Genomic DNA, 24237 nt, shown 5'->3' with positions numbered 1-24237 from the left:
ATAGTGTTAGCATAATCAATATGGTTGCGTGAACCCAAAAAGAGCAAATTAGGCAAATTAAATGATATACCATTCAATTTCAGATGCACTAACTATTTTAAAAAAGGCACTTCCAGCAGCTTCAAGACTATATGTTGCAGGCTGTAGCGGAGAACCAATCGCTCTTTCCAACCATCTAAAAGAAAATGACACTTTTGCAGAAAACACCACATTTCTTGGAATTTGGATTCCAGGTGTAAATAAAACCGATTGGGCAAGCCTTCACCCGACAGCAAAAGCAGAAACCATTTTTCTAAGTGCCGATCTGCGATCCAGCTTTGAAACTGGTGACACTCAATTTTTACCACTTTCCTACACTCAAAGTTGGCGCTGGTTATCCTCAACACCTCTTGATGGCGGCGTTGTCATGGTTAGTCCCCCCGATAAAGACGGGAATGTAAGCTTAGGCGTTTCATCAGATTTTTCTCAAGCTATTTTAGCGCGAAATGATGTGCCCGTTCTTGCTTTAATTAACCACGCAATGCCATCGCCTCCCAATGCACCTAAATACCCTCTCAGTCGCTTTTTATGTGCCGCCCAAACCGACACGCCCCTCATTCAAATTGCACCAAATGATTTACCAGACACGTTCGCTAAAATCGGCCAGCATATAGCCAGCCTCATTGACGACGGAGACACACTTCAATTTGGCTTAGGCAACGTGCAACAAGCCGTATTGGGCAGTCTAAAAGAGCACAAAAACCTGAAAATTCACGCCGGAATGATATCTGACCCCCTACTCGACCTTATTGATTCTGACAGTCTTGATCGCTCAAAAGGAAGTGTCACGACCGGTGTGGCAATCGGAACAGACCGACTATATCAACACCTAAAAACAGATGAATCGGTCTGTTTTGAGCCTGTATTTCATACACATGATATTTCAACTCTCAGCGCCATTCCAAACCTAAAAGCCATCAACTCTGCGATTGAAGTTGATCTCTTTGGCCAAGCCAATGCAGAATTCATAAATGGCAAACAAGTTTCAGGAACCGGTGGCCTTGTCGACTTCTTGCGCGGCAGCGCCATAGCACCCAATGGGCAAGGCATTATCGCACTTGCATCAACAGCAAAGCGCGGCACTCTCACACGCATAACACCCCGCCTACAGCCCAATGCCACGTCTATAGCACGTGCCGATATGGATACGGTTGTCACTGAGCATGGAATTGCAGTACTTAAAGGAAAATCTATTGAAGAACGGGCCCAAGCACTCATTGCTATTGCTGACCCTGCTTTCCATTCAGAATTACAAGCTGCGTGGGCAAACATCAGGAGTTCACTCTAATCGATGACCAAAGATACGCAGCCACGATACAAGCAATTAGCTGATATATTTAGAGAAAAAATAATATCTGGCGAACTTAAACCCGGTGACGCATTCCCCACCGAAATGGAAATTTGCGACACTTATACTGTGTCTCGCCACACTGCTCGTGACGCTTTACGTATCTTATCTGAAGAACGTCTTATCCTGCGCCGACGTCGCGCGGGTACAGTTGTCGCTGATTATGGCGCACCAAGTTTTGCTCAACCCATCGGCGATTTTGACTCCATCCTACAATATGCCCGAGAGGCACGTTTTACGATTACAACCGAAGGCATTTGCGACACCGAAATGCTGGAGCGCTTTGACCTCACTGGAAGTTTTAAATGGTTTAGAGGATGTCGAGCCGTGGGTGATCAACCACCTCAAGCAATCACGACAGTCTATATACGCTCTGACTTAGCACCCGAAAACGCGCACATAATCAATACATTAACGGGCCCAATCTCAGAATGGATCGAAGCCCAAAAACAAGTCAGTGTGAAAGATGTTACTCAACGTATGGAAGCAATCGCCCTTACACATGAGCAAGCCAAAATGCTTCACGTTGAGCCTAAAAGTCCAGCACTCCATACGCTTCGTCGATACTTGAATGCGGCGGAGGAAACCTTCCTTCTATCGGAAAGTTTCCATCCTGCCGGCCGCTTTGCCTATGAAATCAACCTAACACGTACTAACGGCTAGTTGAGTCTCTCAAATATCTCCAATCGTGCGCCATCTGGAGCAGACATAGATACAATTTTAACTGGACCAATTCCTGAAAGCTCTAATTCCACAACTTCAGAGACAAACTCACCACCTCGCGCAGAAATAGCTTCCATTGTCGCATCTAAATTTTCGACAGGAAAACGCGTAACGGACACTCCAAAGTTATACGGCAACGCACGTTCTGAGATATCTCGTCCGCTCGCCCCCTCAAACTTCACAAGCTCAATGGACCCTTCGTTAACACCTTGAGGATGAAGGATATATACATCGCGGGGTACTTGAGTTGCTGTTTCAAATGGCAGTCCTAAAACATTGGGACCTGCAACTTCACTAGCTCCATTATGCTCAAGATAAGCCTTCATACCTAACACACCTTGAAAAAAGGAACGCGCTGCATCCATGTCGCGCACCATTTGAGTGGCGTTAAATGTACGGCTCATAGCTTTAAGGTCAGGCCAGCCCTCAAGTGTTGGCTTCAATCGCTCAATAAAAGCTACCCTTACCCCATCTGGACCTCGGGCAATCCATTCAATCACCTCAAAAGGACCAAACGTGTATTGAATAGGTTCTGAATCACCTTGCCATCCACGTGCAATCATTTTCTCACGCAGATCCCGCAAACCAAGAACCCGCACATTAAAATCAAAATATCCACCCACATCCCAAGGACGATCATCAACACGGATCATTTCCTGATCCGTGCCTTCAAGCTCTACAAAGCGAATAAATCCACTCTTCGAACCAATATTAGCAAATACTGTTTCTTGGCCTGAAACATCACCCGGAATGTTCCAAAGCTTTGCTAGCGCTGGGTCAATTTCTCCAGAATCTCGTTCTTCCCATCCTGCATCTTCGGTCAGGAATGATCGCCATTGTGATAAATTACGTGTTGTGATTACAATTTCTGTCCATCCAGAAAGTCCCGTTTCTGGGCCGTCAGGAATAGAAAAATCTTTACTGGCACTCGTTTCATGCGTGTCATGTACCGGTGTAACAGCTTCACTGGATGCGGGCTTATCATCCGCACCACAGCCCGCCAGCAGCAAAATTCCTGCTGCCCCCAAAATGAAATTTCTCATTAGCTTTCAACCTTCTCAAAGGCCTCTACAAGGAATTCGTTCGGTGCCAAGAAAGTCGCTACTCGAATTTTACCGTGAATAGGATCATCGATAAGAGCAGGCTCATGGACAATATTTGTTCCAGCAGTCTTAGCATTTGCCATAACAGTATCTAAGCTTTTCACAGGAAAGCTCCACATGCCTATGCCGCGATTTGGAACGCGTGGCGGCGCGTTTCCTTCAATACCATCAACATTTTTGAAATCGACAAAAAGCATATGCCCACCCGGTCCATATCCTTTTGCAGCTAAAATAGCGAACCGAAATTCAGATCCATTTGGCAGGCTCATTGCGCCATCTTGCCCAGCACTCTTGAAGATGCTGTCACGACGGATCTCTAAACCAAGTACGTCTGTGTAAAACGCCAATACAGGCACAGAATCATCGACAACCTGCGCAGAGTATCCCGGCCCGCCTAGCCCCGTCTCGGCATCAATTGCTCCAAGCGCATCCATATCCACACGTGTAATTCCGACACCATGCACATAATCAGGCGCATCAAAGATTGTTTCTTGAATCTCATACATAGACCCATCAAGGCGCGGCACTTCGTAGATTTCATGCTCATTGCGCGCTGTGAATCCTAACGCACGGATCTTCGCATCCAGCTTCACATTATCCATATTAGGAAAGCCCATTGAGAACCCGCCATATGAGCGAGAATCCCATGACGCATGAACATGTGGCGTTTCCTTATTCAACACCAACACGCGGATGCTCATCGCTCCGCGATCTTGCACCTTTCCACTTGGGCGGGTCAGACTGTATTCCGTCCAATCTACGTCATCTGGAACAGCCCATAATGCCCGTTGAAGTGCTTTTGTTTCAGCAGACACTTCAAACGGGCCATTCAATGTCATCCCCATTCCATCCACATAAAACCTTTTCGTCCCCTCAAAGTCGGTCGTAGAAAGCGTGACAGTCTGCAAAGGTAAAGCGAGTGCATCTTCTCTTTGGCTTTTGGGGGACATTGAATCCAACGGATTAAATTGGAGACTATTGGAAACCTCCACCTGCTCAACAACTGCTTCTGGTGTTTCAACATCAACAGTCTCAACTGGCTCATTGCTACAAGCGACAAGCGTTATAGCAGCTGTGGTCGCTAATATTACTTTTACAAATTCAGATGTTTTGGTCATTGGTTTGCCCCTCCATGGACATTAAGTTCGCTTAATTAGCGACCTGCTCAAGCTTAAATTCAGTTGAAACCACATTCTTCAATTCTGGCTGCTCAAGGATTTGCCAACTTGAACCATCAGGCCCAATGAAGAAGAAACTATCTTCGCCAAACTCATTGCGAATACGTTTGGTAGGTTCAAGGCCACGCTCTTTTGCCAATTTATGAACCATGCCGATTTTTGGCGTAAACACGGTATGCATTGTAATGCCAAGTTCGCCCAACCTTTGCTGGTCAGACCTATCGCGGACAAATTCAGAATCTCGTGCAGTAAAGAATTTTAGCTTTCCGCAAATATTATTAGGGGACACGAACCCACGATACCAATGCGCTGTTCCATCATCCATTTGAAACACTTTGCGCGGGCCATTTTGCCAGTCACCATCCAACACTGGTTCATTTTCTGACACGAACCCCAAAACGTCTTCATAATATTGGGTAACTTCTGCGATATCGCCTTTGATCACAAAGTCATGATGCGTAAATTCGCTCGTTTGCAGTTCGGCATCTTCAATCGTGCCATACCCTGGAATGACATACCCATATCTTTGGAAAAAAATATGATTGAACAACTCGCCATATACAGCCATCTCACGCACACCAACCCGACGCGTGGTGATAGAGTAAGCGCCCTGATCCATATCATATAGATCGTCATATACAGGTTCCGTTGGCGACACAGGAACAACACTTTGCTCTCTCATGTCTTTGAAGACATCAAAAATCCGGAACACATCTTTCGTGCGCATTACAGCCATACGCTGTCCGATAGTTTCAGCTGGTGCATATCCGACACCATCGCCCAGTGGTGTCTCCCATTCGATAATTCGCAGAAGGCCGTGTGAATCGATTTCACCATTCTGCAAACGGTAAATTTTTGCCGCGCTAGGCACGCCGTAAATCTTCTCAGCCTGTTCTATTGTAAGCGCTGTAGATTTTACGACTTCGAAACCAAACTCACCAAAATATTCAATTGAAGGTTCCACATCGCTCACCCCCATTACTACCTCATATACCCCAGAAACCCCTGTATCAGGCCGGCTCTCAGCGTATGCATTCATGCCAAAAGCAACATGCGTTGCCATAGCAAGCATCGTAAAAATGCGTAACATAGATCTCTCCTCCAAAAGACAAATAAATGGTATATCTTTTGAGGAGGTTGAAAAGGTCCAAACTTAAAATAAAGAAAGGTTTTGAGAATTTAGGCCTTAAATCACACCACGTTGCTTTAAATCTGTGACGCTTTTTTCGGGAATGCCTGCTTCTCTTGCAATCTCTTCACTATGTTCGCCATAGGAAGGAATGCTGGCGCTAAGGCGAGGAGGCTCATTTTTAAATTTAATAGCTGGACCGATATGTTTATATCCATCCGCATCCGTGAACACCATTTCTCGCTCTTGCGTAAAAGGGTCGTTCATCGCTTCAGTTAAGCTGCGTACCCAACTCCAACAGCAATCAACATCCGCAAGGAAGTCTTGCCATTCTTTCAAAGTCTTTTCAGAGAAACGCGCCTTAAAGAAATCACGCAAAGGTGCCTGTTCCGGTCCGGGTTCAACTTTAGCATAGGGCAACAAGTCACTACGCCCCATAGCTTCTAGTAAATTGGCAGCGAATTTGACTTCCGACCCACCAAGTATGACAAACTCACCGTCTGAAGTTTCATACAAATTATACATCGCGCTGCCGCCAAAACTGCGCATATCTTTAGCAACAGGCTCTTTATTTTCGCCCCATGTTGGACCCAGCACATTGGGTGTCCAAGCAATACATGCATCAAACATGGCGATATCCACATAATCACCTTTACCCGTTTGCTGCATACGATAAAGGGCCATCAGGATACCTGAAAAAGCCATCAAAGAAGCAGTTGTGTCAGCCACAGGCATATTCGGCATTGCTGGCTTACCATCTTCTAAACCGCGATTAAAATCGACAATCCCCGCCATGCCTTGAATTGTAAGATCATGCGCTGGCTTTAATGCAAGAGAACTATCCTGTCCGAAAGCCGAGATTGAACAATAAACAAGCTTCTCGTTCATTTCCTTCAGCGTCTCATAATCAACGCCTAAACGCTTCACAACACCGGGACGAAAAGCTTCAATGACAACATCGGCTTCTTTGGCCAATGCATAAAATAAAGCGCGACCTTCTTCGTCCTTCAGATTCAGTTTTAAACTGCGCTTTCCTCTCGCTATATTGCGAAACCACACAGAAATACCGTCATCCGTTTTTTGTCCGATCTCCCTAGTAGGCTCTCCCATACCATTGGCAGGCTCGATCATTATCACATCGGCACCATGATCAGCCATCATCATCGTCATGTGCGGACCAGGAAGGAATGCCGAAAGGTCGAGTACTTTGAGACCGGATAGTTTCATTATTTTATCAACTCTTCTGAATGCTCACCCATTTTAGGAGCACGCGTCAGCTTTGGACGCTCTCCGTTTACACGGAATGGCGAAGAAAGCGCACGTAATCCTTTGGGTGCATCGGGATGGTCAACTTGTGACGTCATTTCAACATGCTGAACATAAGGGCTGTCTAAAGCTTCAGCGATATCCATCACCGGTGCAAATGGTACATGCCCGCCTAAAATATCCATCCACTCGGCAGTGGAACGCTGCATCATCACAGCGTCCACTTCCGTAGTGAGAGCCTCCAGATTCTCGCGCCGCGCAGGGATAGTGGCGAAACGATCGTCTGTTGCGAGCGCCTCAGCACCCGTAAGTTTGCACCATAACGACCAAAATTTTGGCGTCTGGCACATGAGAAGGCCCCATCCATCGGACGTCTTTACAGACTGGCTGGGAGCGATGGATGGGTGAGCGCCACGAGGTAACCGTCCCGTTTTATGTTTTTGATTTAGATACCAAGTGGCGGGGTAAGAAAGCTGATGAAGGGCAGTATCGAAAAGACAAACATCGACATCACACCCTTCACCAGTGCGGGAGGAACTTAAAATTCCGGCAAGCAGAGACGTTGCAAGATGACTTCCTGTGTGAAAGTCCACCATAGACAATCCAAAGCGCACAGGTGGGCCATCTGGCTCACCTGTCATAGACATAAAGCCCGCTTCTGCCTGCATTAAATAGTCATAACCGGGCCATGCTGCGCGCTCAGACTTACGTCCATAGGCCGACAAGTGAGCACATACGATTTTAGGATTAATCGCTTTTAAGTAATCATAAGTAATCTTCAGTTTTTCAGGCTGATCACCACGAAGGTTATTCGCCACAGCATCTGCCGTTTTTACCAATTCCTCAAAGGCTTTGCGGCCATCTTCGGACTTAAGATCAAGTGTCACAGACTTTTTCCCATAGGAGAAAGTCTGAAAGAACTCACTGTCTTGTTCACCCAGCATATATGGGCCAACTGATCGCGAAACATCACCGCCGCGACCAGCATCTTCCACTTTAATTACTTCAGCGCCCAGGTCAGCAAGAAGCATAGTTCCATAAGGTCCGGCACCATACTGCTCAACAGAGAGTATTCTAACGCCTTCAAGTAATTTAGCGGTCATAAGATGAACTCCGTTTAAACTGGGTTACGCTTCACAAGCTGTTTGGAAATGATGATACGTTGCATCTCATTTGTTCCCTCACCGATACACATAAGCGGTGCATCACGGTAAAGGCGTTCAATCGGATACTCTTTTGAGTACCCATAACCACCATGAATACGCATCGCTTCTGTCGCACAGTAAACAGCTGTTTCAGAAGCAAAATACTTCGCCATACCAGCTTCCATGTCCACGCGCTCACCTGCATCATACAAGCGCGCAGCATCTTCAACGAGGAGTTCAGATGCACGTGTCTTTGCGGCCATTTCACCTAATTTCAGTTGGATAGCTTGGTGCTCACAAATTGGCTTGCCCATAGTTTTGCGAGATTGCGCATAAGCCACAGATTCGGCCAACGCACGTTTAGCAATACCAACAGAGCGAGCTGCAACGTTAATGCGACCGATTTCAAGGCCGCCGGTTGCCATGTAGAAGCCTTTACCCTCTTCGCCGCCAACGAGGCAAAGCTCGGCATCACATTCATAATCTTTGTAAATCAACTCACCAGAGTCGATGCCTTTATAGCCAAGCTTTTCAAGCTTTTTACCATTCGTCACACCCGGAAGAGGTTCACCCGTTTCTGGGTTTTTCGTCTGGGTAATCAGGATAGACATACCTTTGTAGCGCGGATCTGCATTAGGGTCTGTTTTCACAAACAAAGCCACACACGAACCTTCAATACAGTTGGTAATCCAAGTCTTCGCGCCTTCAACAACGTATTTGTCACCAACGCGAGTTGCTTTCGTTTTAATCGCTTGCAGGTCCGTCCCCGCATCTGGCTCAGTGAGACCAAGCGCGCCACGAATTTCACCTGTCGCAAACTTTGGAAGCCAATGCTCTTTTTGTTTTTGCGTACCAAATTTTTGAACAATCATGGCCATCATCAAGTGTGAGTTAAACACACCCGACAAGCTCATCCATTCAGACGAAATCAGCGTCACAATCTTTGAATACAAAGATGCAGACATTCCAAGACCGCCAAATTCAGGCTCAATTAGCGCACCAAAGAGACCAAGCTCTTTCATGTCTTCCACAAGCTCGTGTGGGTATTCATCGTCATGCTCAAGCTGCATCACGACAGGTTTAACTTTTTGAGTTAGCCATTTCTCGATGGAGTCGAGGATCATGACTTCTTCTTCTGGTGTCATCACTTCGCTAGTCATGGCCGTCTCCTAGTAATTACCGACTTTATCTTCCACAGCGTTTCCGCGTGAAGGGATCAACATGTTACGCACAAATGTACACACCATCGTGCCGTCTTGGTTGTAACCACGTGTCACAATCGTCACGATACCTTGGCCCGGGCGGGACTTACTCTCACGCTTTCTTAGAACTTCACTTTCACCAACAATCGTATCACCAGCGAACACAGGAGCAGTGAACTTCACTTCGTCCATTCCAAGGTTTGCAATCGCTTTTTGCGAACAATCCGTCACGCTCATACCAATCAGCAAAGCCAATGTGTATGGAGACACAACAAGGTTTTTCTTAAACTCAGATGCTTTGGCAAACTCTGCATCAAAGTGCATTGGGTGCGTGTTCATCGTCATCAAAGTGAACATGTGATTGTCATATTCAGTGACAGTTTTACCCGGACGGTGCTCGTAAATGTCACCTTCATGGAAATCTTCGTAATAGCGACCAAATGTTTCGCGATAGCGGTTTGGTCCAACTTCTTTCCAGTTCTGTACCATAGTTATTTCCTTTTATTCTTGGGAGGCTTTCGCCAAAACACGTTGCGCAGCGAGGATAACTGGTCGGTCCACCAATTTCCCCTTATGTAAAACAGCTCCACCTTGAGCCGCTTCTAAAGATTCGATAATTGCTTTTGCATCCTCAATTTCAGAGGGACTCGGGGTAAACACCCCGTTCACACCTTCAACCTGTTTCGGGTGGATACATGTACGACCAGCATAGCCAAACGCTTTGACTTTCGTCGTCATTTCGATGAGGCCATCATTATCTTGGACATCAAGATATGGCACGTCATACGCTGGCACACCCGCCTCACCGCATGCAGCAGCAATCTGTCCACGCGCAACCAACATTGCGTCCCAGTTTGAAAGGTCAGCACCTAAGCTCGCGCTATAATCAGCACCGCCAAACAGCATGCCTCCATCGGACACCGCAGCAATATCAAAGACATTTTTTAATCCGCGACCACTCTCAACAACAGAGATGATCGGTACATTTCCACCGAGTGCCTCTTTAACAATCTCAATATCAATACTGGTTTCAGCTTTGGGAACCATGACAAAGTCTGGTTTGGCATCAGATTGAACAAGCGCCGCTATATCTGCACATCCAGTTGCTGAACGCGGGCTATTTATACGCACCCCAGCCACAACATTGCTTGCGCGTTTGCTCAACCAATCCAATGTCGCTGCCCGCGCGCTATCCTTATCGTCAGGCAACACCGCATCTTCAAGGTCAATAATAATCGTATCAGCATTGGTTGCTGCCGCTTTATCAAACCGATCAGCGCGCGCGCCGGGAACAAATAATAAAGATCTAAATGTGTAGGTCATGATTCAATCCATTTAATTGTCCGGACAAATTAAACTGAACATCCAGAAAATGTCAATCAAGAACTGAAAAGATATATCATAATTCAAGAAAAAAGCCGCAGAGCGATAACGCAGCTGCGGCTTAAAACTATATTGGCCTCCGTTGGAAGCATTCACATATAAAATGCTCTACTTCGCATCCCGTGGATCATGAAGCTTTTGATTTAGTTCAATTGTGTGACCATTCATATCGACAAGCATGGACACCATAACAACAATGTCTCCCGCCGGCGAAGGATAACGTCGCTCATGAGGCTCACCCAAAACTTTTACGCCAGCAACTTTTGAAGCCTTCGCGAAAGTTTCTTTCAAGTTTTCAGCATGAAACAGCAACACAATCTCACCAGGAGTAAAGTCAGCCGGATCAGGTTCGGCAAGATCTTTTTCAGTTTGATCTAAAAACTGCCAAAGCCCTACCATTCCCATTTGCCCAGAATTTGTCTGCATCAAAACAAGTCGCGAACGGTTTTTACCGTCAGCTTTGTGTCGCGTCGACAAACCTTCTGAAGATAACTCCTGATCATACACAACCTGCATACCTAGAGCGTCACGATATAGAGCAAGTGCCGCTTCCATATCTTTCACAACCATAGTGGTTCGACGCAGATTTACCGGGTTCACAGGATAAGGGTTTTTGTCACGATATTGAACGATTTCTTCACCCGTCATGTTACCATGAGCACGAGAAGTATCAGTCGTTGTCGCACAAGCTGAAAGACCAAGTGCAGCTGCGATACCTACAATAAACTTCAATTTCATCTTACTTACTTTCTCGCTGGAACATTTGCCGCAAAGTGCTCAGCAATTTGCTCACGCGTAGCAACCCACACATCAGAGTGATTGCGTACATGTTCTAAAAATTGTTGGAAAACTTCGATACGCCCGGGACGCCCGATAATGCGCAAATGCAGCCCCAAGCTCATCATCCGCGCGCCCTCTTCTTGCGCTTCATTATAGAGCCAGTTGAATGTACGCTTTGCATAATCCAACCACATGTCCGGCATGAATGAAGGATCAATCCAAAACTTCATATCATTGCTATCAATGGCGTAGGGAAGAATTACAATCGGCTCTTTAGATCCATTCGTCATCTCAACCTCATCCCAATACGGAAAATCATCGGAATAATCATCCATGTGATAAAGGTATCCAGCATCTTTCAATAAACCACGTGTATTTGCTGAATATAGATACCGAGACAACCACCCCGCCGGACGGCGGCCACAGGTCTTTTCAATGCTGCTCGCACTTTTTTCAATAAACGCAGCTTCTGCATCTTTTTCCATAAATGCCGTGAAAGCCCATTTATGACCGTGATCAGCTGGCTCATCACCGCGCTTCATAATTGCATCTGCAAGCCATGGTGCTTTTTCAAGGGCTTGCCCACACACTGTCCAAGTTGCGTTCACGCCTGCTTTATCAAGGATTTTAAGCACACGTGGCGCACCGCGATTAATTCCGTATTCGTAATTGCTCTCATTGCTGTAGACACGAATTGGCTTTCTAGGCACCGCTTTTAGTTCGTCCACAGGCTCAGGACCGCGATCGCCCTCATCAACGCGTTTCTCAGCACCTTCTTCAACATTCACAACGATGGACAGCGCTAGTTTTCCACCATTTGGCCAACGAAAATCTGCTGGAGCAGGTTCATTATTCTTCATCATTAGTGTGGCTCCTCTCCACCAGACACATTCATGCTTTCAGCGGTAATATATTGAGCCTCGTCTGAGCATAGCCACGCCACAGCGTTCGCTGTATCTTCAGGCAAACCAGGGCGCCCCATTGGAATACGTGCAGCCATTGCCTTCATATAAGCCTCAACGGACTCAGCGCCTGTTACTTTTGCAAAATACTCATTCTGCCAAGCGCCAAGACCTGTCGTTACATGGTTTGGACACACATTGTTGACGGTGATCTTGTCACCACCCAACTCAACAGCCGCAGATCGCACGAGACCCACGAGACCATGCTTTGAGCTTGTGTATGCCTGAGCATGTGGGAAACCAGATTTGGCCGCCTGACTAGCGATATTGACAATACGCCCGCCCTTGCCCTGCTTCGTCATCACTTCCGCAGCAGCCTTAACACCAAAGAATGCACCCGTTAAATTAACATCAATAACGGCGCGCCATTCTGCCTCGGTTACATCCAGTAATGGCTTCATAATATAGCCAATACCTGCATTATTCACCCAGATATCTAAGCTGCCATGCGTATCCACGGCGTGCTGGGCTAACTCACGAACACTCTCTAGCGAGCGCACATCACAAACCTTTGTAGATACTTCAACACCCATAGCTCGAAGATCAGCAGCAATTGCCTCCATCTCATCAGTCGAACCTATGTGCTCAGCACCTGTAGCGTCGTCTTTAGGGGCACCAATATCAGAGATTACGATATTCACCCCTTCTTTTGCCAATCGGATGGCAATCGCCTCACCCAATCCAGCACGACGGCCCGATCCAGTGATTACAGCTGTTTTACCCTTCATGCTCGCCATTGCTTTTTACCCCAATTTTTCAGTTAGAATGAAAAACAGATCACTCGTCATGCCTTGGAATTCTGCAGCAATCGCTTGCATTGCTTCAGTCGAAACATCTGCACCGAATCCATCCATGTCGTTGACATCAATGATTTCTACGTAAGAATAAGGTGGCTTTTCATCCGTGCCTAAAAGTGCAACTGACTTGAACACAGAAAAATCATCAATCGACTTTAAGCCATTAACAGTTGGAATGTCTGTGCTTTTTGCCCAGTTCTCATAGTCTTCCACGCTTACATCAGGCTTCAAATTAAACAGTGCGACAATTTTAGTACTCATTTTTTTATTCCCCTTATGGCAATTATGGATATAAATGATATATCTTTTATTGGACTTTCATACCCCTCATCCCTAAATGAGTCACGTAGAAAGCCGACATCGGCATCAAAAAAACGGGAGATGCGACATGGTAGACAAAAAAAATAGCGGTAATAACAGCCCAGCTTTCCAATATGACGGGCCTCCGGACTATCGCGTCGTAGGCAAACACGCCGTCTACCCAGAGACAACCCATGATGAAACTGCACGCTTCAATTTTCTAGCGCAGATGAATCGCCACCTTTCCACACGCATTATGGGCGGTGTCGCTGAAGCATATCAAACGCGCGTTGAGCCAGAGTTCAAAGAAGAAAACGGACGAGGTTTTAAAGATCGTCATGAAGTGCGAAAAGCACTCACGAAAGACCCAATGTTTCAATGGTGGTCAGCGCTACGCCGCTCCACAATGGAATCCCGCCAACAAGCAGGCCGCTGGGTGACGCTTCGCCAAGCTGATGCGTTGAATGAAAAAGCCCGCCTCCTTACAGAAGGTGATGACCGCCTCAAACTTGATCCAGACTTCAAACAGCCACGCTCCACAGAGGCAATAGACCATCACTGCATGCCAGGCAGCTACTACACAGAGCTAGTACAGGGCGATATCACAGGGGCAGCAAATTACGATTCTGGTATCTTTGCGACCACTGGCGGCATGCTAGGACGCTTCAATGATGGCGGCGGAGTTGCAGTCTCTCAATGGGTTGCTAAAAACCTACCAGACTTCAAACCCAAGCGTATTCTCGATATTGGTGCAGGTCTTGGACACAATGTCTTGCCTATCGCCCAAGCCTTCCCTGACGCACATGTTGTTGCGGTGGATGCTGGTGCCCCAATGCTACGTTACGGCCTCGCACGTGCAAAATCACTCGGTGTTGAAAATGTTGAGTTTGTTCAAGCTGATGTATCAGACTTGAGCCGTTTTGAAGATGGTAGTTTTGACTGGATTCAATCGACCATGTTCCTGCATGAAACGAGCTACAAATCCATGCCTAAAATCTTCGCAGAGACATACCGCCTCCTAAGCCCTGGCGGCATTGTGCTCCACGTTGAACAGCCGCAATACGCTGACTCCATGCCTCTTTTCGAGCAAGCCATGCGTGATTGGGATGCATTTTACAACAACGAACCCTTCTGGACTAAGGTTCACGAAATCGACCTTGATCAATGGATGGTAGATGCCGGATTCGACCGCGAAAGCCTTATTCATGGCGGCGTCGCAGCGGTTGTAGATGCGGACATTTTCCCAGAAGCAGCTGAAGATACAGAACAAGAAGATTATGGCCGCAAAGCCGCATGGCATGTTGTTGGCGCAAGAAAGGCAGTCTAATGAGCACTCAATCAATTGACCCCGTAAAACTGGCTGGCGCAAAATCTAAAGGCAAACGCCCTTGGTTCTTGGAAGACACTGATGTTGAGCGTCTCATGAACATCACTCACGCCCTTGTCCAAGAGGTCGCCGTCATACGTGAGCGCATGGATACAATTGAACGTCTTTTAGAGCGAGATGGCAAAGTCACTAAGGAATCAATCGAAGCCTACAAACCTGCACGTTTTGAAGCTGATGAGCGTGGCCTCCTTATGCAGGAATATATCGCACGTGTATTCCGAATCATGCAGCAAGATGTTGAAGCAGCCTCCATGCCAGATGAAGCCTCTAGCGCAGAAGTCGCAGAAGAGTTTGCCCAAACGGACTAACATTCTCTCCTGAAATTAAGTCTAAAAATAAGGCATTTGCATAAACATCATTGTGCAAATGCCTTATTTTTTCGAGCATTTCCAAAAAAATCAAACCTGCTTCAATTTCGCCCACTTGCACCATTTTCAAAAAGATATATCATTTACTCCCAAGATACCAATAAAGAATACCAACTCGGAGGGCTCCCATGGGAGAGTTTTTAGCAACGAATGAATTGCACATTCTAAGATGGCTACATATCGTCGCCATGGTGTACTGGCTAGGTGGCGAATGGGGTGTGTTCCAAACCTCTTATAAAGTGGTCAACCACAAGCTCCCCTTGGAAGAGCGTGCACGCCACATGTCGACAGCCTACCGCATCGATATCATGGCCCGCACAGGGATCATCTCCCTACTCCCGCTCGGCCTACACATGGGTTATTTATGGGGCGTCCAACCCCTAGGTGGCGGCTGGTTGGTCGCAATGTGGCTCCTATGGGTTGTATGGATGGTCATCACATGGGGCGCTTTTGCAAACCGCACAAATGAATTGGGCAACAAGCTTGCTTTGGTTGAGGATTGGACGCGCTACCCACTTATCCCAATCCTTATTATTAGTGCTCTTTCATCCCTAATGGGCAATGGTCCATTCGCGGCAGGCGAAGGCCAAATGTGGTTCTCCGCAAAAATCCTAACTTACGGTCTAGCACTCATTATCGGTGTTATTTTACGCATTATCATGCATGAATGGCGTAAGATTTTCCCTATTCTTGCGCAGGGACCAAATGCTGAGCTCGAAGCAAAGCTGGATAAATCAATTCAACTCGGTCGTAATGTTGCGTATCTATACTGGGTACTGATCCTTACAACCGCTTTCTTTGGTGCAGTGAAACCATTTTAATCTGAAACACCAACGTTTCAAACAAAAAGGCCAGCTCAAATCTGAGCTGGCCTTTTTCATATCTACTTTTATTTTATTCTTAAAATTCTGGCCGACTGGGCGTCTCTGTAATGACGAAATTCTCCTCATCAAACACAGTATTCACCTCAAAGTCAGTCCACACTGCTTCATTCGCTTTCTGTCCATTATAGAACAACCTCACCCGACCGGCCTGCTTCCAGCTCACATCAGGCTTTTCAAAGAAATGTGAATACCGCCGCTCATGCCATCCACGTGGCGTATCAAACCCCACATACACGATCGCAAAATCAGACTGTCGAATTCCAAATAAGGTTTGCTTTTCTGAGGGGTCAGTTAACTCAATCATATACGTCGGCTCGCCATCTATTTGACGATCCGCGACTCGCTTTTGAGACCATCCATCATCTAGCGCATGGCGAATTGCACCAAATCCAAAACTATTTGCCCACATCTCATTGGCAGATTGGTCTTCCATCAAACCGTTTTGGTTATAGGTCTGCTTTCCATCAAAAGAGAGCAACAATTGAAGCTTTCCATCCGTCCAGCCCTCAATTCTTACCTTGCCATTTGCTTCGTGCGCATCCGTTTTGTTTGACGCATACTCTCGCCACATAGCGTACTTATCCCAAAGCAATTCCTTATCTCCAGCACGGATTATATTATAACCCTTCAGCCAAAGCGTTTGAGGGCGCGTAAAACTATCCCCGCCCGCAGCCATATAAGCAGATTCTAAAATCGCCTTGGCGGACATCTCACTTTTCATCTGCACAGCGGCAGGCATGGATTCGCGCGAATCTGCCAATGGAGGTGGCTGCGCCATCGCAGCCCCAACACAAGCAGTCGACACCAACAAAACACCAATAAAACGTTTCATCATGCTGGCTCTTCTACAACCATCACATGAGCTTCACTATAAGGCGCACGCGCTTCTTTTAGTTTCTGATATTCAGCACTTTCCCAAAAAGCATTTATTGCTGCTTTATCTGGCCATTTGGAAATCACAACACTCTGACCATCAAACATACCGCCCTCTTTGGCCTCAACGCCTGGCGCACGCACAACATATTCACCGCCATATTGCGCAACAAGTTTGGCTGCCGGCACCGCATATTTCTCAATGAAAGGTTGGCGATCAGATATTTTTGCGAAAACAATCATATAAGCAGACATAATAACTTTCCTTTTGATTTGGAACTTTACACATCAAATGATATATCATTTAGTAAGTAAAGCACTTTCGCTCGATTTGAAAAGGACAATTGAATTATGAAATTGTTACGTTCAGCAACTCTCGCCGTTGCCGACATCAAACGCTCGACCTCTCTATATGCCGAGTATTTTGATTACACAGTCATAGAGGAAGGCCAAATCGACGCGAATCTAGCAGAAAGCTGGGGTACGCCAAATTCAACCAACTGCCCTTATGCGATTATGCAACCAAGCTCTGGTGCAGAAGTCTATATCCGTTTTGTCGAACAACCAAGCGTTAAAAGCTATAAAGCGCTGCGTACATATGGTTGGAATGCAATTGAAATTTGCGTTACCGATGTCCTTGCTGCAAATGAACGTGTCCTCAATAGCCCATTTGAAATTATCGGCCCTCCGCGTGAAATAGAGGGGCTTCCTGCAATTCATCCAATGCAAGTAAAAGGCCCTGATGAAGAGGTTGTTTATCTAACTCAGATCAAAGATGACCTTCCTGCATTTGACCTCCCAAGAGCTGAAACTCTATTCGATAAGCTATTTATCCTCGTTATGGGCGCAAGCGATATGGACGCAACGAATAAATGGATAGAAAAGCATGTCGGACTTCACATGGGACGCGACATGGAAATCGTCTATACAATGCTTGCAAACGCATATGGTACAGACATAAACGCACTACACCGCATCTCAACTATGGTTCACAATAGAGATGTATTTTTGGAAGTAGACCAATACCCAGATGCAGCTAGCCAACGCGAAAGACACTCTGGAATGCTTCCGCCCGGATGCGCCATTGGTACATTCTGGCATCCTGACTTTAATACGCTCACTGGACCATGGATCACCGAACCAGTCATACGTAACGGCCCTATATATAAAGGCAAACGCGTTGGCACCATGAAAGACCCTGACGGCACCCTCATTGAAATCGTAGAAGGCTAAACAATTATGAAACTGATCACTACAAAAACAACAATAGATCACAAACCAACCGCTGATGATTTCATCGCTATTGATGTGCCTACACCTAATTGTCCTGAAAATGGTGCGCTTGTGCGTGTCGTTCACCTATCGTTAGACCCATATGTTGGCTCCATCATTCGCAATCGTCATATGGGACATACAGCCCCAGTACCAATGAAAGAAGCTATCTCCGGAGCCATTGTTGGTCAGGTATTGGAAAGCAAGGTTTCTGGCATTAGTGCTGGCGATTGGGTGCATTCAATGGAAGGTGGGTGGCAAGAAATTATTGCTATTGATGCACAACACCTTCGTAAAATTGACCCGTCCATTGCGCCATTGTCAGCGCATGCTGGTGTATTAGGTATGCCAGGCCTAACGGGTTGGGCTGGGATTACCCAACTCGCGAAAGTAGGTGAAGGTGACACAGTTCTCGTGGATGCAGCTGCTGGTCCAGTAGGTGGAACCGTGGGACAAATTGCACGCATTAAAGGCGCAAAGCGTGTTGTAGGTATTGCTGGTGGTGCTGAAAAATGTGCCCTTGTTGAAAACACATACGGCTTTGACAAATGTGTTGACTATAAAGCCGACGGCTGGCGCGATGCATTGGGTGAAGCTCTCCCCGAAGGTTTATCAGTTTTCTTTGAAAACGTATCAGCAGATATGGCCATGATCGCACTTGGCCACGCAAACCTTTATGCGCGCGGTGTTCTTTGTGGCCTTGTAGATGCCTACCACACAACAACACAGAGTCAGCACGCTATGAATATCGGTTTTGTTATTGGTAAGCGCGCCCAGTTGAGCGGTTTAGTCGTATATGACTATTACGACCGCTGGAATAATTATGTCGCAGAAGCTGCACCATGGATCAGAGACGGAAAGCTAAAATTCGTTGAAGATCGCGTCGAAGGTTTGGACAATGCACCTGTGTTATTCGAGCGCCTCATGAATGGTAAAAACCTCGGAAAAGCAGTCGTCACAGTTTCAGCAGAGAATGTGTAATGAACGCGGTAAAACGCTTATATGTTGACGGTACATTTGGACAAATCCATGTACGTGTAGCATCACCTTTAGGGGCAGCCTCACGGCCGCCCCTTTATTGTTTGCATCAAAGCCCAAAGTCTTCCCTAGAGTTTGAAGACTTTATGAAACACGCAAGCTCAGACCGTATCGTTGTAAGCTTTGATTACCCCAAATACGGCATGTCTGACGGCCCTGAAACAGAATCTGAAGTTAGTATTCGCGTCTACGCCGAAGCAGCATTCCAAGTAGCTGATACGCTTGGGCACGATTATATAGATTTATTCGGCAATCATACGGGCGGGAAAGTGGCCGTTGAAATGGCCCTTATGCGGCCACAGGCTATTCATGCCATAACGATGATTTCAGCTGCCATCTTCACGCAAGAAGAACGAAAATCATTTGAAGATCTCTTCACACCAATTCCATTGGATGCTGAAGGCACACGTCACAAAGTAAATTGGCAACGCATTATCGAACGCCACACAGACAACGTATCGCTGGAAACGCTTGATCGGTCATTCTATATGACAATGATGGCAGGAGAAGCTTATGAGTGGGGGCATACAGCAGCCTTTGCATACGATATTCCCTTCAACGAAGGCCTTAAAACCTTAGACCAAAGAATTACAATCTTTAATCCGACCGATGATCTTACATTTTGCACACAACGGGCAACAAAGATTTTGAAGAATGGAGAAGTGATTGAGAAGCCAGAATGGTCACATAACCTGCTCGCGGCATTTCCTGAAGATATCGCCAAATGCGTACGGGAGAAGCTAGACGCCTCTCCCGTTTAAACCTTCGATCAGCATTTTTTAAAGACCAAGGGTGGCCGCTATTCAGCGGCCACTTCTGTTTCTGCTGTTTTCTTTTTCTTGTGGTCTTCGAAATCATATTGATACTTACCCAAAAACAAGAGCGGTATCGTAGACACAAACAACACAATCGCGGCCGAGACCAATGTGAAGTGCCAATCATGTCCGGGAAGTATTCCAAGGTTTGCACCCAAGAAGTGGATCCCTCGACCATCAGCAATATCCGTCATAATTGAGGGCCCAAGCCCCGCACCTAACGCGAAGAATCCGTAAATCGCACCATAGATCGCAGAATAGCTTTTCATGCCAAAGTATTTTGAGATCATGAACGCCATGAAGTCATACTCCACACCCGCACCGAAACCAATCATCAAAATAGCAATCGTCGCTGTTGTCGCATCCACACCCGGCTGAGCAAGCATCCACAAAGCAATGGCAGGAGAGGCAAGGAACGCGAATGCAACACCCGGTGCCCAAAAGCGGTCAATCAGATAACCACCTATAATACGGCCACTCAACACAGCCAGACCTGTAAGTGTCGCAAGCCCAACCGCTTCATCCATGCTAATACCATTGAATGTGAGTACGCGTTCAATGTTTGGAATAATCGCACCGACTGAATACGAAATCGGCACAAAGCTTATAGCCAAAACCCAAAAGCGCCATGTTTTGAACGCTTCCATCAGCGTCAAACCCGGCAAAACAACAACAGTCCCTTTTTCCACCTGCGGCGGCGCTTTTTTGATATCTAGAAGCAACATTAAGGAGACGGGAATTAGCACCATGGCACAAAATACATAGGCCATAAAATACTCTAATCGAAGGCCATGCGCCCCCACTAGCGGCGTCACCTGCTTGATCACAAGTGTGACCAAAATCAGCGTACCAATCATAGAAACGGCTAGGATAGGATATTTGAACTTTGTAATGTTGGCATCTTTAGCAGACACATCATCCACATCCCTTAGGCCCAACCAAGCCATAGGCAGTGCAATAGCCAGCGGCAAACAGCCCAGCATCACATATGCCGAACGCCACCCAGAATTACCAATTATATGAAACGCCTCGTTGGAAACGATAAATTGCGCGTAAAATTTAGCAAGTGCACCGAATACACCCGTCGCAATCAACGCTATACCTAACGCCATCCCTCGATTCTTCACAAACCAGTTAGCTACAGGGCGCGTAAACGTAACGGGCAACGTTCCGGCACCCGCAAACGCCAGCAGAAACCATAAGAAGATATAAAGTGGCTTAGAACCATTGTTCAAAGCCAATGACATCATGGACAGGCCAAATGTTATGATAGAAATCAGAGTAACTTTACGTGCTCCGAATTTCTCAGCAACCATACCAACTAGCGGCGCAGCCGCAAAAGCACCAAAAGTGTATATTGCAAGCGCATTAAGGATGTCACCTACACTCCACCCCATTGGCGCAAACTCTTGCATCAATGGCGGGATGAACACACCCACAGTGTAAAACGGTAATGGCGAGAGACCCAATCCAACCCCAACAGCCGCAGCTGTTAGGACTGGCCAGCCCTCACTAAATTCACTTTTATTCGCCAATTTCACCTCCCGAAATTTATTGATGCCCTTGGCAGACACAACTTTATAGGACTTAATGGTATATCATTTCAACAGTATGTCGAGAGAGATCAAGCCAGTGAATTGGACAAGACGTAAAATAATACTATCAAGCGCGGCACTTGCCTCAATTTCGTGCGCTCCTGCCGCAAAAAAGGCCCTTGACGCTGACGTTATCATACTTGGAGCCGGATTATCAGGCTTAAATGCCGCACGCCTTTTGGAAAGCGAGGGCGCAAACGTCATCGTTCTAGATGCCAGCAGCAAAATTGGGGGACGAATGTACACCCTCGACGATGTTCCAGGTCGTCCAGAAGCTGGCGGACAGCAAATAGGTCAAAGTTACGCTCGTATCCGATCGACTGCATCTGATCTTGGAGTCAACATAATCGATACGCCCACAAATGGTTCTAGGGGAAAAACCATGGCGTTAGATGGAAAGCTGTTTAACGCAAAAGAATGGGCAAATTCGACTCAAAACACCTTTCCCGAGTCATTCAAACACGCCACGCCTGATTCAGCTATTTTCCTCACTGCAATGAAAGAAAACCCTCTTGCGGATGAGTACGCCTGGAGGGAAATGACCGCTGACAAAGATATTTCAGCCAAAGATTTTTTAGCTAAGAACGGGTTTAACGAGGAAAGTATTCGATTGTGTGATATCGCACTGAATGCAAATTCTTTGGACAGCTACGCCATGCTAAACGTGTGGAGAAGCCTTAAAATTTTCACAGCTGATGCATTTGGCAGTGAAATAGAGGGCGGCGCGCAACGCCTTCCAGAAGCAATGGCGGCCAGTTTAAGAGATGTGCGCACCAATACACTGGTAAAAGGTATAGATGTTGATGCTTCTGGCGTGGATGTACATACCTCAAACGGCAGTTTACGTGCTTCCTATGTTATCAGTGCACTCCCTCTTCCGGCGACACGCAACCTTAAAATCAACGCGCCATTAAGCGTTGAAAACAAAGAAGCCATTGCAGCCATTCCTTACACGCAAATTCAGCAAGTTCACCTAACTGTAGAAAATGCTTTTTGGGAAAAGGACGGGCTGCCAATTCAAATGTGGACTGATACACCTATAGAACGAGTTTTTCCTGTCCAAAATTCACAAGGGGAAACGATATCTCTAACATGCTGGATCAATGGTACAGGTACTAAACCCGATATATCAGATCAGGAATGGGGTGAACTTGCGGTCAAAACCATGCATGACTTACGCGGTGCAAAAACGAAAGCGGCTAAAGTTGTACGATGGGATAAAAACCAACCTCTATCTGGCGGTGCATATATGCATTGGGCACCTAAGCAAGCAGCCCAAATTGCAAATACAATGTCTAAACCAGCAGGACGCCTGCACTTTGCTGGCGAACACATGTCTCACCTTCATACTGGTATGGAGGGTGCGATGGAATCTGGTGAACGCTCAGCATTTGAAATTCTGGACACGATCAATGCCTAATAAAAAACCACTCATCTTATATCAAAGATGAGTGGTAAAGTTCGGAATGCGTACACCCCGTTGAGAGACTATAAAAGCTAGATCATGCTGGACATTGCAAAGCTTCAAACCCGATAAGCTCAACTTCAGGAGCTATATATTCAGGTTTCACCGGCTCTTCACGTCCCAAGTCAGTTGAGAGATACTTTTTGTTGTCATCCGCAAATACGGTTGCAACAGTGGAATTTACACCCAGCCTATCTTGAACCATCAAAGCACCAATCAAGTTTGCACCGGAAGAAATCCCGACAGCAAGCCCCAATTGGGAAGCCAATTTTTGTGCCATGATAATACTATCGCCATCACTTACAGACACAACGCTATCAGTCTTTGAAAGATCAACAATAGCTGGAATAAATTCATCTGATATACCTTGGATACGGTGAGCACCCACTTTATAGCCAGTTGTAAGCGTCGGTGATTCAGATGGCTCCAATGGGTGAATTGCAACGTTTGAATTTGCAGCTCTTAGTGCACGGCCAACACCCATAATGGTGCCACCTGTCCCCACACCGGCAACGAAGCCATCAGGGACTTTGCCGATAGAGGCCAATTGTTTCAAAATCTCTTGGCCAGTTTGTAATTCGTGAGCGCCGCAATTGTCTCTATTACTAAATTGGCACGGCAGAAAAACATCACCGCGCTCAGCAGCAAGCTTTTCAGTCGCAGCGATAGATCCAAGAAAGCCACCTTCTTCTTTGCTCACAAGGTGTAATTCGGCACCAATTGAACGAAGAAGTGATTTACGCTCTGAACTCATCCAGTCCGGCATATAAATACAAACTTTATGACCAAGTGCACGCCCAAGTGCCGCAACTGCGATACCAGCATTACCACTTGTAGCCTCAACGATAAGATCGCCAGGTTTCAATGCGCCACTTTCGCTCGCACACCGAAGAATATTGTAAGCCATCCGATCTTTGATCGAACCGGTAAGACTGTAATGTTCGGCCTTTGCGTAAACAACACGGCGCTGTCCACGCCATCTTAGGTGCACCGCCAGTAAGGGTGTGCGACCAATAAGATTTGACAGACTATTGAAACGGTCTTGAACCGAAAAGTCTTCGTCCAGTGGTAGTGTATCAGCCATAATAAAATCTCCTGATTTCATTATCATTTAGGTCTGATCAAATTGCATTCTAAAAATACAAAGGGTATACTTTTATATTGGGGAGAATTTTCGATATTTAA

25 protein-coding genes are annotated in these 24237 nt (G+C 46.4%); 9 read left to right on the top strand and 16 right to left on the bottom strand.

From position 1 onward, the window contains the following. The first annotated feature begins 61 nt into the window (after positions 1-61). Together ACFQS8_RS01640 and ACFQS8_RS01635 are read left to right on the top strand one after the other, a co-directional pair. On the top strand, positions 62-1327 hold the full coding sequence (locus ACFQS8_RS01640; protein WP_382165091.1) for an acetyl-CoA hydrolase/transferase family protein: 1266 nt from the start codon (positions 62-64) through the stop codon (positions 1325-1327). A gap of 3 nt (positions 1328-1330) precedes the next feature. After that, positions 1331-2050 (top strand): GntR family transcriptional regulator, encoded by a 720-nt coding sequence (locus tag ACFQS8_RS01635; protein WP_382165089.1) that lies wholly within the window; start codon positions 1331-1333, stop codon positions 2048-2050. Here ACFQS8_RS01635 and ACFQS8_RS01630 read toward each other — a convergent pair. The 12 genes from ACFQS8_RS01630 to ACFQS8_RS01575 all read right to left on the bottom strand — a co-directional run bounded on the left by ACFQS8_RS01630 (position 2047) and on the right by ACFQS8_RS01575 (position 13316). Beyond that, positions 2047-3153 (bottom strand): VOC family protein, encoded by a 1107-nt coding sequence (locus ACFQS8_RS01630; protein WP_382165087.1) that lies wholly within the window; start codon positions 3151-3153, stop codon positions 2047-2049. The genes ACFQS8_RS01635 and ACFQS8_RS01630 overlap by 4 nt on opposite strands. Beyond that, entirely contained in the window at positions 3153-4331 is a 1179-nt protein-coding gene (locus ACFQS8_RS01625; RefSeq protein WP_382165085.1) for a VOC family protein, read from the bottom strand. The genes ACFQS8_RS01630 and ACFQS8_RS01625 overlap by 1 nt, the downstream gene beginning before the upstream one ends. A gap of 31 nt (positions 4332-4362) precedes the next feature. Continuing rightward, positions 4363-5481, bottom strand: a complete 1119-nt coding sequence (locus ACFQS8_RS01620) for a VOC family protein (protein WP_382165083.1) — start codon at positions 5479-5481, stop codon at positions 4363-4365. 96 nt (positions 5482-5577) lie between these two features. Next, on the bottom strand, positions 5578-6747 hold the full coding sequence (locus ACFQS8_RS01615; RefSeq protein WP_382165081.1) for a CaiB/BaiF CoA transferase family protein: 1170 nt from the start codon (positions 6745-6747) through the stop codon (positions 5578-5580). Beyond that, complete coding sequence (locus ACFQS8_RS01610; protein WP_382165079.1) at positions 6747-7889, bottom strand: CaiB/BaiF CoA transferase family protein; 1143 nt, start codon at positions 7887-7889, stop codon at positions 6747-6749. Before ACFQS8_RS01610 ends, ACFQS8_RS01615 begins: the two co-directional genes overlap by 1 nt. Positions 7890-7903: 14 nt before the next feature. Continuing rightward, on the bottom strand, positions 7904-9091 hold the full coding sequence (locus ACFQS8_RS01605) for an acyl-CoA dehydrogenase family protein (protein ID WP_382165077.1): 1188 nt from the start codon (positions 9089-9091) through the stop codon (positions 7904-7906). A 9-nt stretch (positions 9092-9100) separates the two neighbouring features. Next, complete coding sequence (locus tag ACFQS8_RS01600; protein ID WP_382165075.1) at positions 9101-9622, bottom strand: MaoC family dehydratase; 522 nt, start codon at positions 9620-9622, stop codon at positions 9101-9103. Between the two features lie 12 nt (positions 9623-9634). Continuing rightward, positions 9635-10456 (bottom strand): HpcH/HpaI aldolase/citrate lyase family protein, encoded by an 822-nt coding sequence (locus tag ACFQS8_RS01595; RefSeq protein ID WP_382165073.1) that lies wholly within the window; start codon positions 10454-10456, stop codon positions 9635-9637. A 168-nt stretch (positions 10457-10624) separates the two neighbouring features. Then, the gene (locus ACFQS8_RS01590) at positions 10625-11254 is read right to left on the bottom strand and encodes a VOC family protein (RefSeq protein WP_382165072.1); all 630 of its coding nucleotides are present in this window, start codon (positions 11252-11254) and stop codon (positions 10625-10627) included. Positions 11255-11259: 5 nt separating this feature from the next. Continuing rightward, positions 11260-12159 carry a polysaccharide deacetylase family protein gene (locus tag ACFQS8_RS01585; RefSeq protein ID WP_382165070.1) on the bottom strand — a complete coding sequence of 300 codons (900 nt, stop codon included), beginning with the start codon at positions 12157-12159 and terminating at the stop codon, positions 11260-11262. Next, positions 12159-12995, bottom strand: a complete 837-nt coding sequence (locus ACFQS8_RS01580; RefSeq protein WP_382165068.1) for an SDR family NAD(P)-dependent oxidoreductase — start codon at positions 12993-12995, stop codon at positions 12159-12161. The genes ACFQS8_RS01585 and ACFQS8_RS01580 overlap by 1 nt, the downstream gene beginning before the upstream one ends. A gap of 6 nt (positions 12996-13001) precedes the next feature. Beyond that, positions 13002-13316, bottom strand: coding sequence for an REDY-like protein HapK (locus ACFQS8_RS01575; protein WP_382165066.1), 315 nt, complete (start codon positions 13314-13316; stop codon positions 13002-13004). 127 nt (positions 13317-13443) lie between these two features. On the opposite strand from ACFQS8_RS01575, the gene ACFQS8_RS01570 reads away from it, so the two are divergent. From ACFQS8_RS01570 to ACFQS8_RS01560, 3 genes are all read left to right on the top strand, one after another. Beyond that, positions 13444-14682 (top strand): class I SAM-dependent methyltransferase, encoded by a 1239-nt coding sequence (locus ACFQS8_RS01570; protein WP_382165064.1) that lies wholly within the window; start codon positions 13444-13446, stop codon positions 14680-14682. Continuing rightward, positions 14682-15050 carry a hypothetical protein gene (locus ACFQS8_RS01565; protein ID WP_382165062.1) on the top strand — a complete coding sequence of 123 codons (369 nt, stop codon included), beginning with the start codon at positions 14682-14684 and terminating at the stop codon, positions 15048-15050. Before ACFQS8_RS01570 ends, ACFQS8_RS01565 begins: the two co-directional genes overlap by 1 nt. Before the next feature lie 188 nt (positions 15051-15238). Beyond that, on the top strand, positions 15239-15931 hold the full coding sequence (locus ACFQS8_RS01560; protein ID WP_382165060.1) for a hypothetical protein: 693 nt from the start codon (positions 15239-15241) through the stop codon (positions 15929-15931). A gap of 79 nt (positions 15932-16010) precedes the next feature. Here the strand turns inward: ACFQS8_RS01560 and ACFQS8_RS01555 are convergent, their stop codons facing one another. Further along, entirely contained in the window at positions 16011-16829 is an 819-nt protein-coding gene (locus tag ACFQS8_RS01555) for a hypothetical protein (RefSeq protein ID WP_382165058.1), read from the bottom strand. Then, the gene (locus ACFQS8_RS01550) at positions 16826-17122 is read right to left on the bottom strand and encodes a DUF1330 domain-containing protein (RefSeq protein ID WP_382165056.1); all 297 of its coding nucleotides are present in this window, start codon (positions 17120-17122) and stop codon (positions 16826-16828) included. The genes ACFQS8_RS01555 and ACFQS8_RS01550 overlap by 4 nt, the downstream gene beginning before the upstream one ends. Before the next feature lie 96 nt (positions 17123-17218). On the opposite strand from ACFQS8_RS01550, the gene ACFQS8_RS01545 reads away from it, so the two are divergent. Genes ACFQS8_RS01545 through ACFQS8_RS01535 form a run of 3 tightly spaced genes read left to right on the top strand, consistent with a single transcriptional unit; the run spans position 17219 to position 19938 of the window. Then, positions 17219-18100 carry a hypothetical protein gene (locus ACFQS8_RS01545; RefSeq protein WP_382165054.1) on the top strand — a complete coding sequence of 294 codons (882 nt, stop codon included), beginning with the start codon at positions 17219-17221 and terminating at the stop codon, positions 18098-18100. Between the two features lie 6 nt (positions 18101-18106). Beyond that, complete coding sequence (locus ACFQS8_RS01540) at positions 18107-19120, top strand: NADP-dependent oxidoreductase (RefSeq protein ID WP_382165052.1); 1014 nt, start codon at positions 18107-18109, stop codon at positions 19118-19120. After that, a complete protein-coding gene (locus ACFQS8_RS01535; protein WP_382165050.1) occupies positions 19120-19938 on the top strand; it encodes an alpha/beta fold hydrolase in 819 nt (272 codons plus the stop codon). Before ACFQS8_RS01540 ends, ACFQS8_RS01535 begins: the two co-directional genes overlap by 1 nt. Positions 19939-19976: 38 nt before the next feature. Here the strand turns inward: ACFQS8_RS01535 and ACFQS8_RS01530 are convergent, their stop codons facing one another. Next, complete coding sequence (locus tag ACFQS8_RS01530) at positions 19977-21527, bottom strand: MFS transporter (protein ID WP_382165048.1); 1551 nt, start codon at positions 21525-21527, stop codon at positions 19977-19979. Positions 21528-21624: 97 nt separating this feature from the next. Between ACFQS8_RS01530 and ACFQS8_RS01525 the strand changes: the two genes are divergently transcribed. Further along, entirely contained in the window at positions 21625-23007 is a 1383-nt protein-coding gene (locus ACFQS8_RS01525; protein ID WP_382165047.1) for a flavin monoamine oxidase family protein, read from the top strand. An 82-nt stretch (positions 23008-23089) separates the two neighbouring features. Here the strand turns inward: ACFQS8_RS01525 and ACFQS8_RS01520 are convergent, their stop codons facing one another. Next, positions 23090-24136: a PLP-dependent cysteine synthase family protein gene (locus tag ACFQS8_RS01520; protein ID WP_382165045.1), complete on the bottom strand. Its 1047-nt coding sequence runs from the start codon at positions 24134-24136 to the stop codon at positions 23090-23092. Positions 24137-24237: the final 101 nt, after the last annotated feature.

Origin of the sequence: Hirschia litorea (assembly GCF_042665075.1) — a bacterium.
Lineage (GTDB): Bacteria > Pseudomonadota > Alphaproteobacteria > Caulobacterales > Hyphomonadaceae > Hirschia > Hirschia litorea.
This window is presented reverse-complemented; position numbering and strand designations above follow the sequence as displayed.

What these genes read in the sequence shown, in the direction of transcription:
- ACFQS8_RS01520 (WP_382165045.1), bottom strand. Translation starts at nt 24,136, where the DNA reads ATGGCTGATACACTACCACTGGACGAAGACTTTTCGGTTCAAGACCGT.
- ACFQS8_RS01620 (WP_382165083.1), bottom strand. Translation starts at nt 5,481, where the DNA reads ATGTTACGCATTTTTACGATGCTTGCTATGGCAACGCATGTTGCTTTT.
- ACFQS8_RS01610 (WP_382165079.1), bottom strand. Translation starts at nt 7,889, where the DNA reads ATGACCGCTAAATTACTTGAAGGCGTTAGAATACTCTCTGTTGAGCAG.
- ACFQS8_RS01625 (WP_382165085.1), bottom strand. Translation starts at nt 4,331, where the DNA reads ATGACCAAAACATCTGAATTTGTAAAAGTAATATTAGCGACCACAGCT.
- ACFQS8_RS01570 (WP_382165064.1), top strand. Translation starts at nt 13,444, where the DNA reads ATGGTAGACAAAAAAAATAGCGGTAATAACAGCCCAGCTTTCCAATAT.
- ACFQS8_RS01615 (WP_382165081.1), bottom strand. Translation starts at nt 6,747, where the DNA reads ATGAAACTATCCGGTCTCAAAGTACTCGACCTTTCGGCATTCCTTCCT.
- ACFQS8_RS01565 (WP_382165062.1), top strand. Translation starts at nt 14,682, where the DNA reads ATGAGCACTCAATCAATTGACCCCGTAAAACTGGCTGGCGCAAAATCT.
- ACFQS8_RS01575 (WP_382165066.1), bottom strand. Translation starts at nt 13,316, where the DNA reads ATGAGTACTAAAATTGTCGCACTGTTTAATTTGAAGCCTGATGTAAGC.
- ACFQS8_RS01580 (WP_382165068.1), bottom strand. Translation starts at nt 12,995, where the DNA reads ATGGCGAGCATGAAGGGTAAAACAGCTGTAATCACTGGATCGGGCCGT.
- ACFQS8_RS01635 (WP_382165089.1), top strand. Translation starts at nt 1,331, where the DNA reads ATGACCAAAGATACGCAGCCACGATACAAGCAATTAGCTGATATATTT.
- ACFQS8_RS01560 (WP_382165060.1), top strand. Translation starts at nt 15,239, where the DNA reads ATGGGAGAGTTTTTAGCAACGAATGAATTGCACATTCTAAGATGGCTA.
- ACFQS8_RS01535 (WP_382165050.1), top strand. Translation starts at nt 19,120, where the DNA reads ATGAACGCGGTAAAACGCTTATATGTTGACGGTACATTTGGACAAATC.
- ACFQS8_RS01640 (WP_382165091.1), top strand. Translation starts at nt 62, where the DNA reads ATGATATACCATTCAATTTCAGATGCACTAACTATTTTAAAAAAGGCA.
- ACFQS8_RS01630 (WP_382165087.1), bottom strand. Translation starts at nt 3,153, where the DNA reads ATGAGAAATTTCATTTTGGGGGCAGCAGGAATTTTGCTGCTGGCGGGC.
- ACFQS8_RS01595 (WP_382165073.1), bottom strand. Translation starts at nt 10,456, where the DNA reads ATGACCTACACATTTAGATCTTTATTATTTGTTCCCGGCGCGCGCGCT.
- ACFQS8_RS01600 (WP_382165075.1), bottom strand. Translation starts at nt 9,622, where the DNA reads ATGGTACAGAACTGGAAAGAAGTTGGACCAAACCGCTATCGCGAAACA.
- ACFQS8_RS01585 (WP_382165070.1), bottom strand. Translation starts at nt 12,159, where the DNA reads ATGATGAAGAATAATGAACCTGCTCCAGCAGATTTTCGTTGGCCAAAT.
- ACFQS8_RS01545 (WP_382165054.1), top strand. Translation starts at nt 17,219, where the DNA reads ATGAAATTGTTACGTTCAGCAACTCTCGCCGTTGCCGACATCAAACGC.
- ACFQS8_RS01550 (WP_382165056.1), bottom strand. Translation starts at nt 17,122, where the DNA reads ATGTCTGCTTATATGATTGTTTTCGCAAAAATATCTGATCGCCAACCT.
- ACFQS8_RS01555 (WP_382165058.1), bottom strand. Translation starts at nt 16,829, where the DNA reads ATGATGAAACGTTTTATTGGTGTTTTGTTGGTGTCGACTGCTTGTGTT.
- ACFQS8_RS01540 (WP_382165052.1), top strand. Translation starts at nt 18,107, where the DNA reads ATGAAACTGATCACTACAAAAACAACAATAGATCACAAACCAACCGCT.
- ACFQS8_RS01605 (WP_382165077.1), bottom strand. Translation starts at nt 9,091, where the DNA reads ATGACTAGCGAAGTGATGACACCAGAAGAAGAAGTCATGATCCTCGAC.
- ACFQS8_RS01590 (WP_382165072.1), bottom strand. Translation starts at nt 11,254, where the DNA reads ATGAAATTGAAGTTTATTGTAGGTATCGCAGCTGCACTTGGTCTTTCA.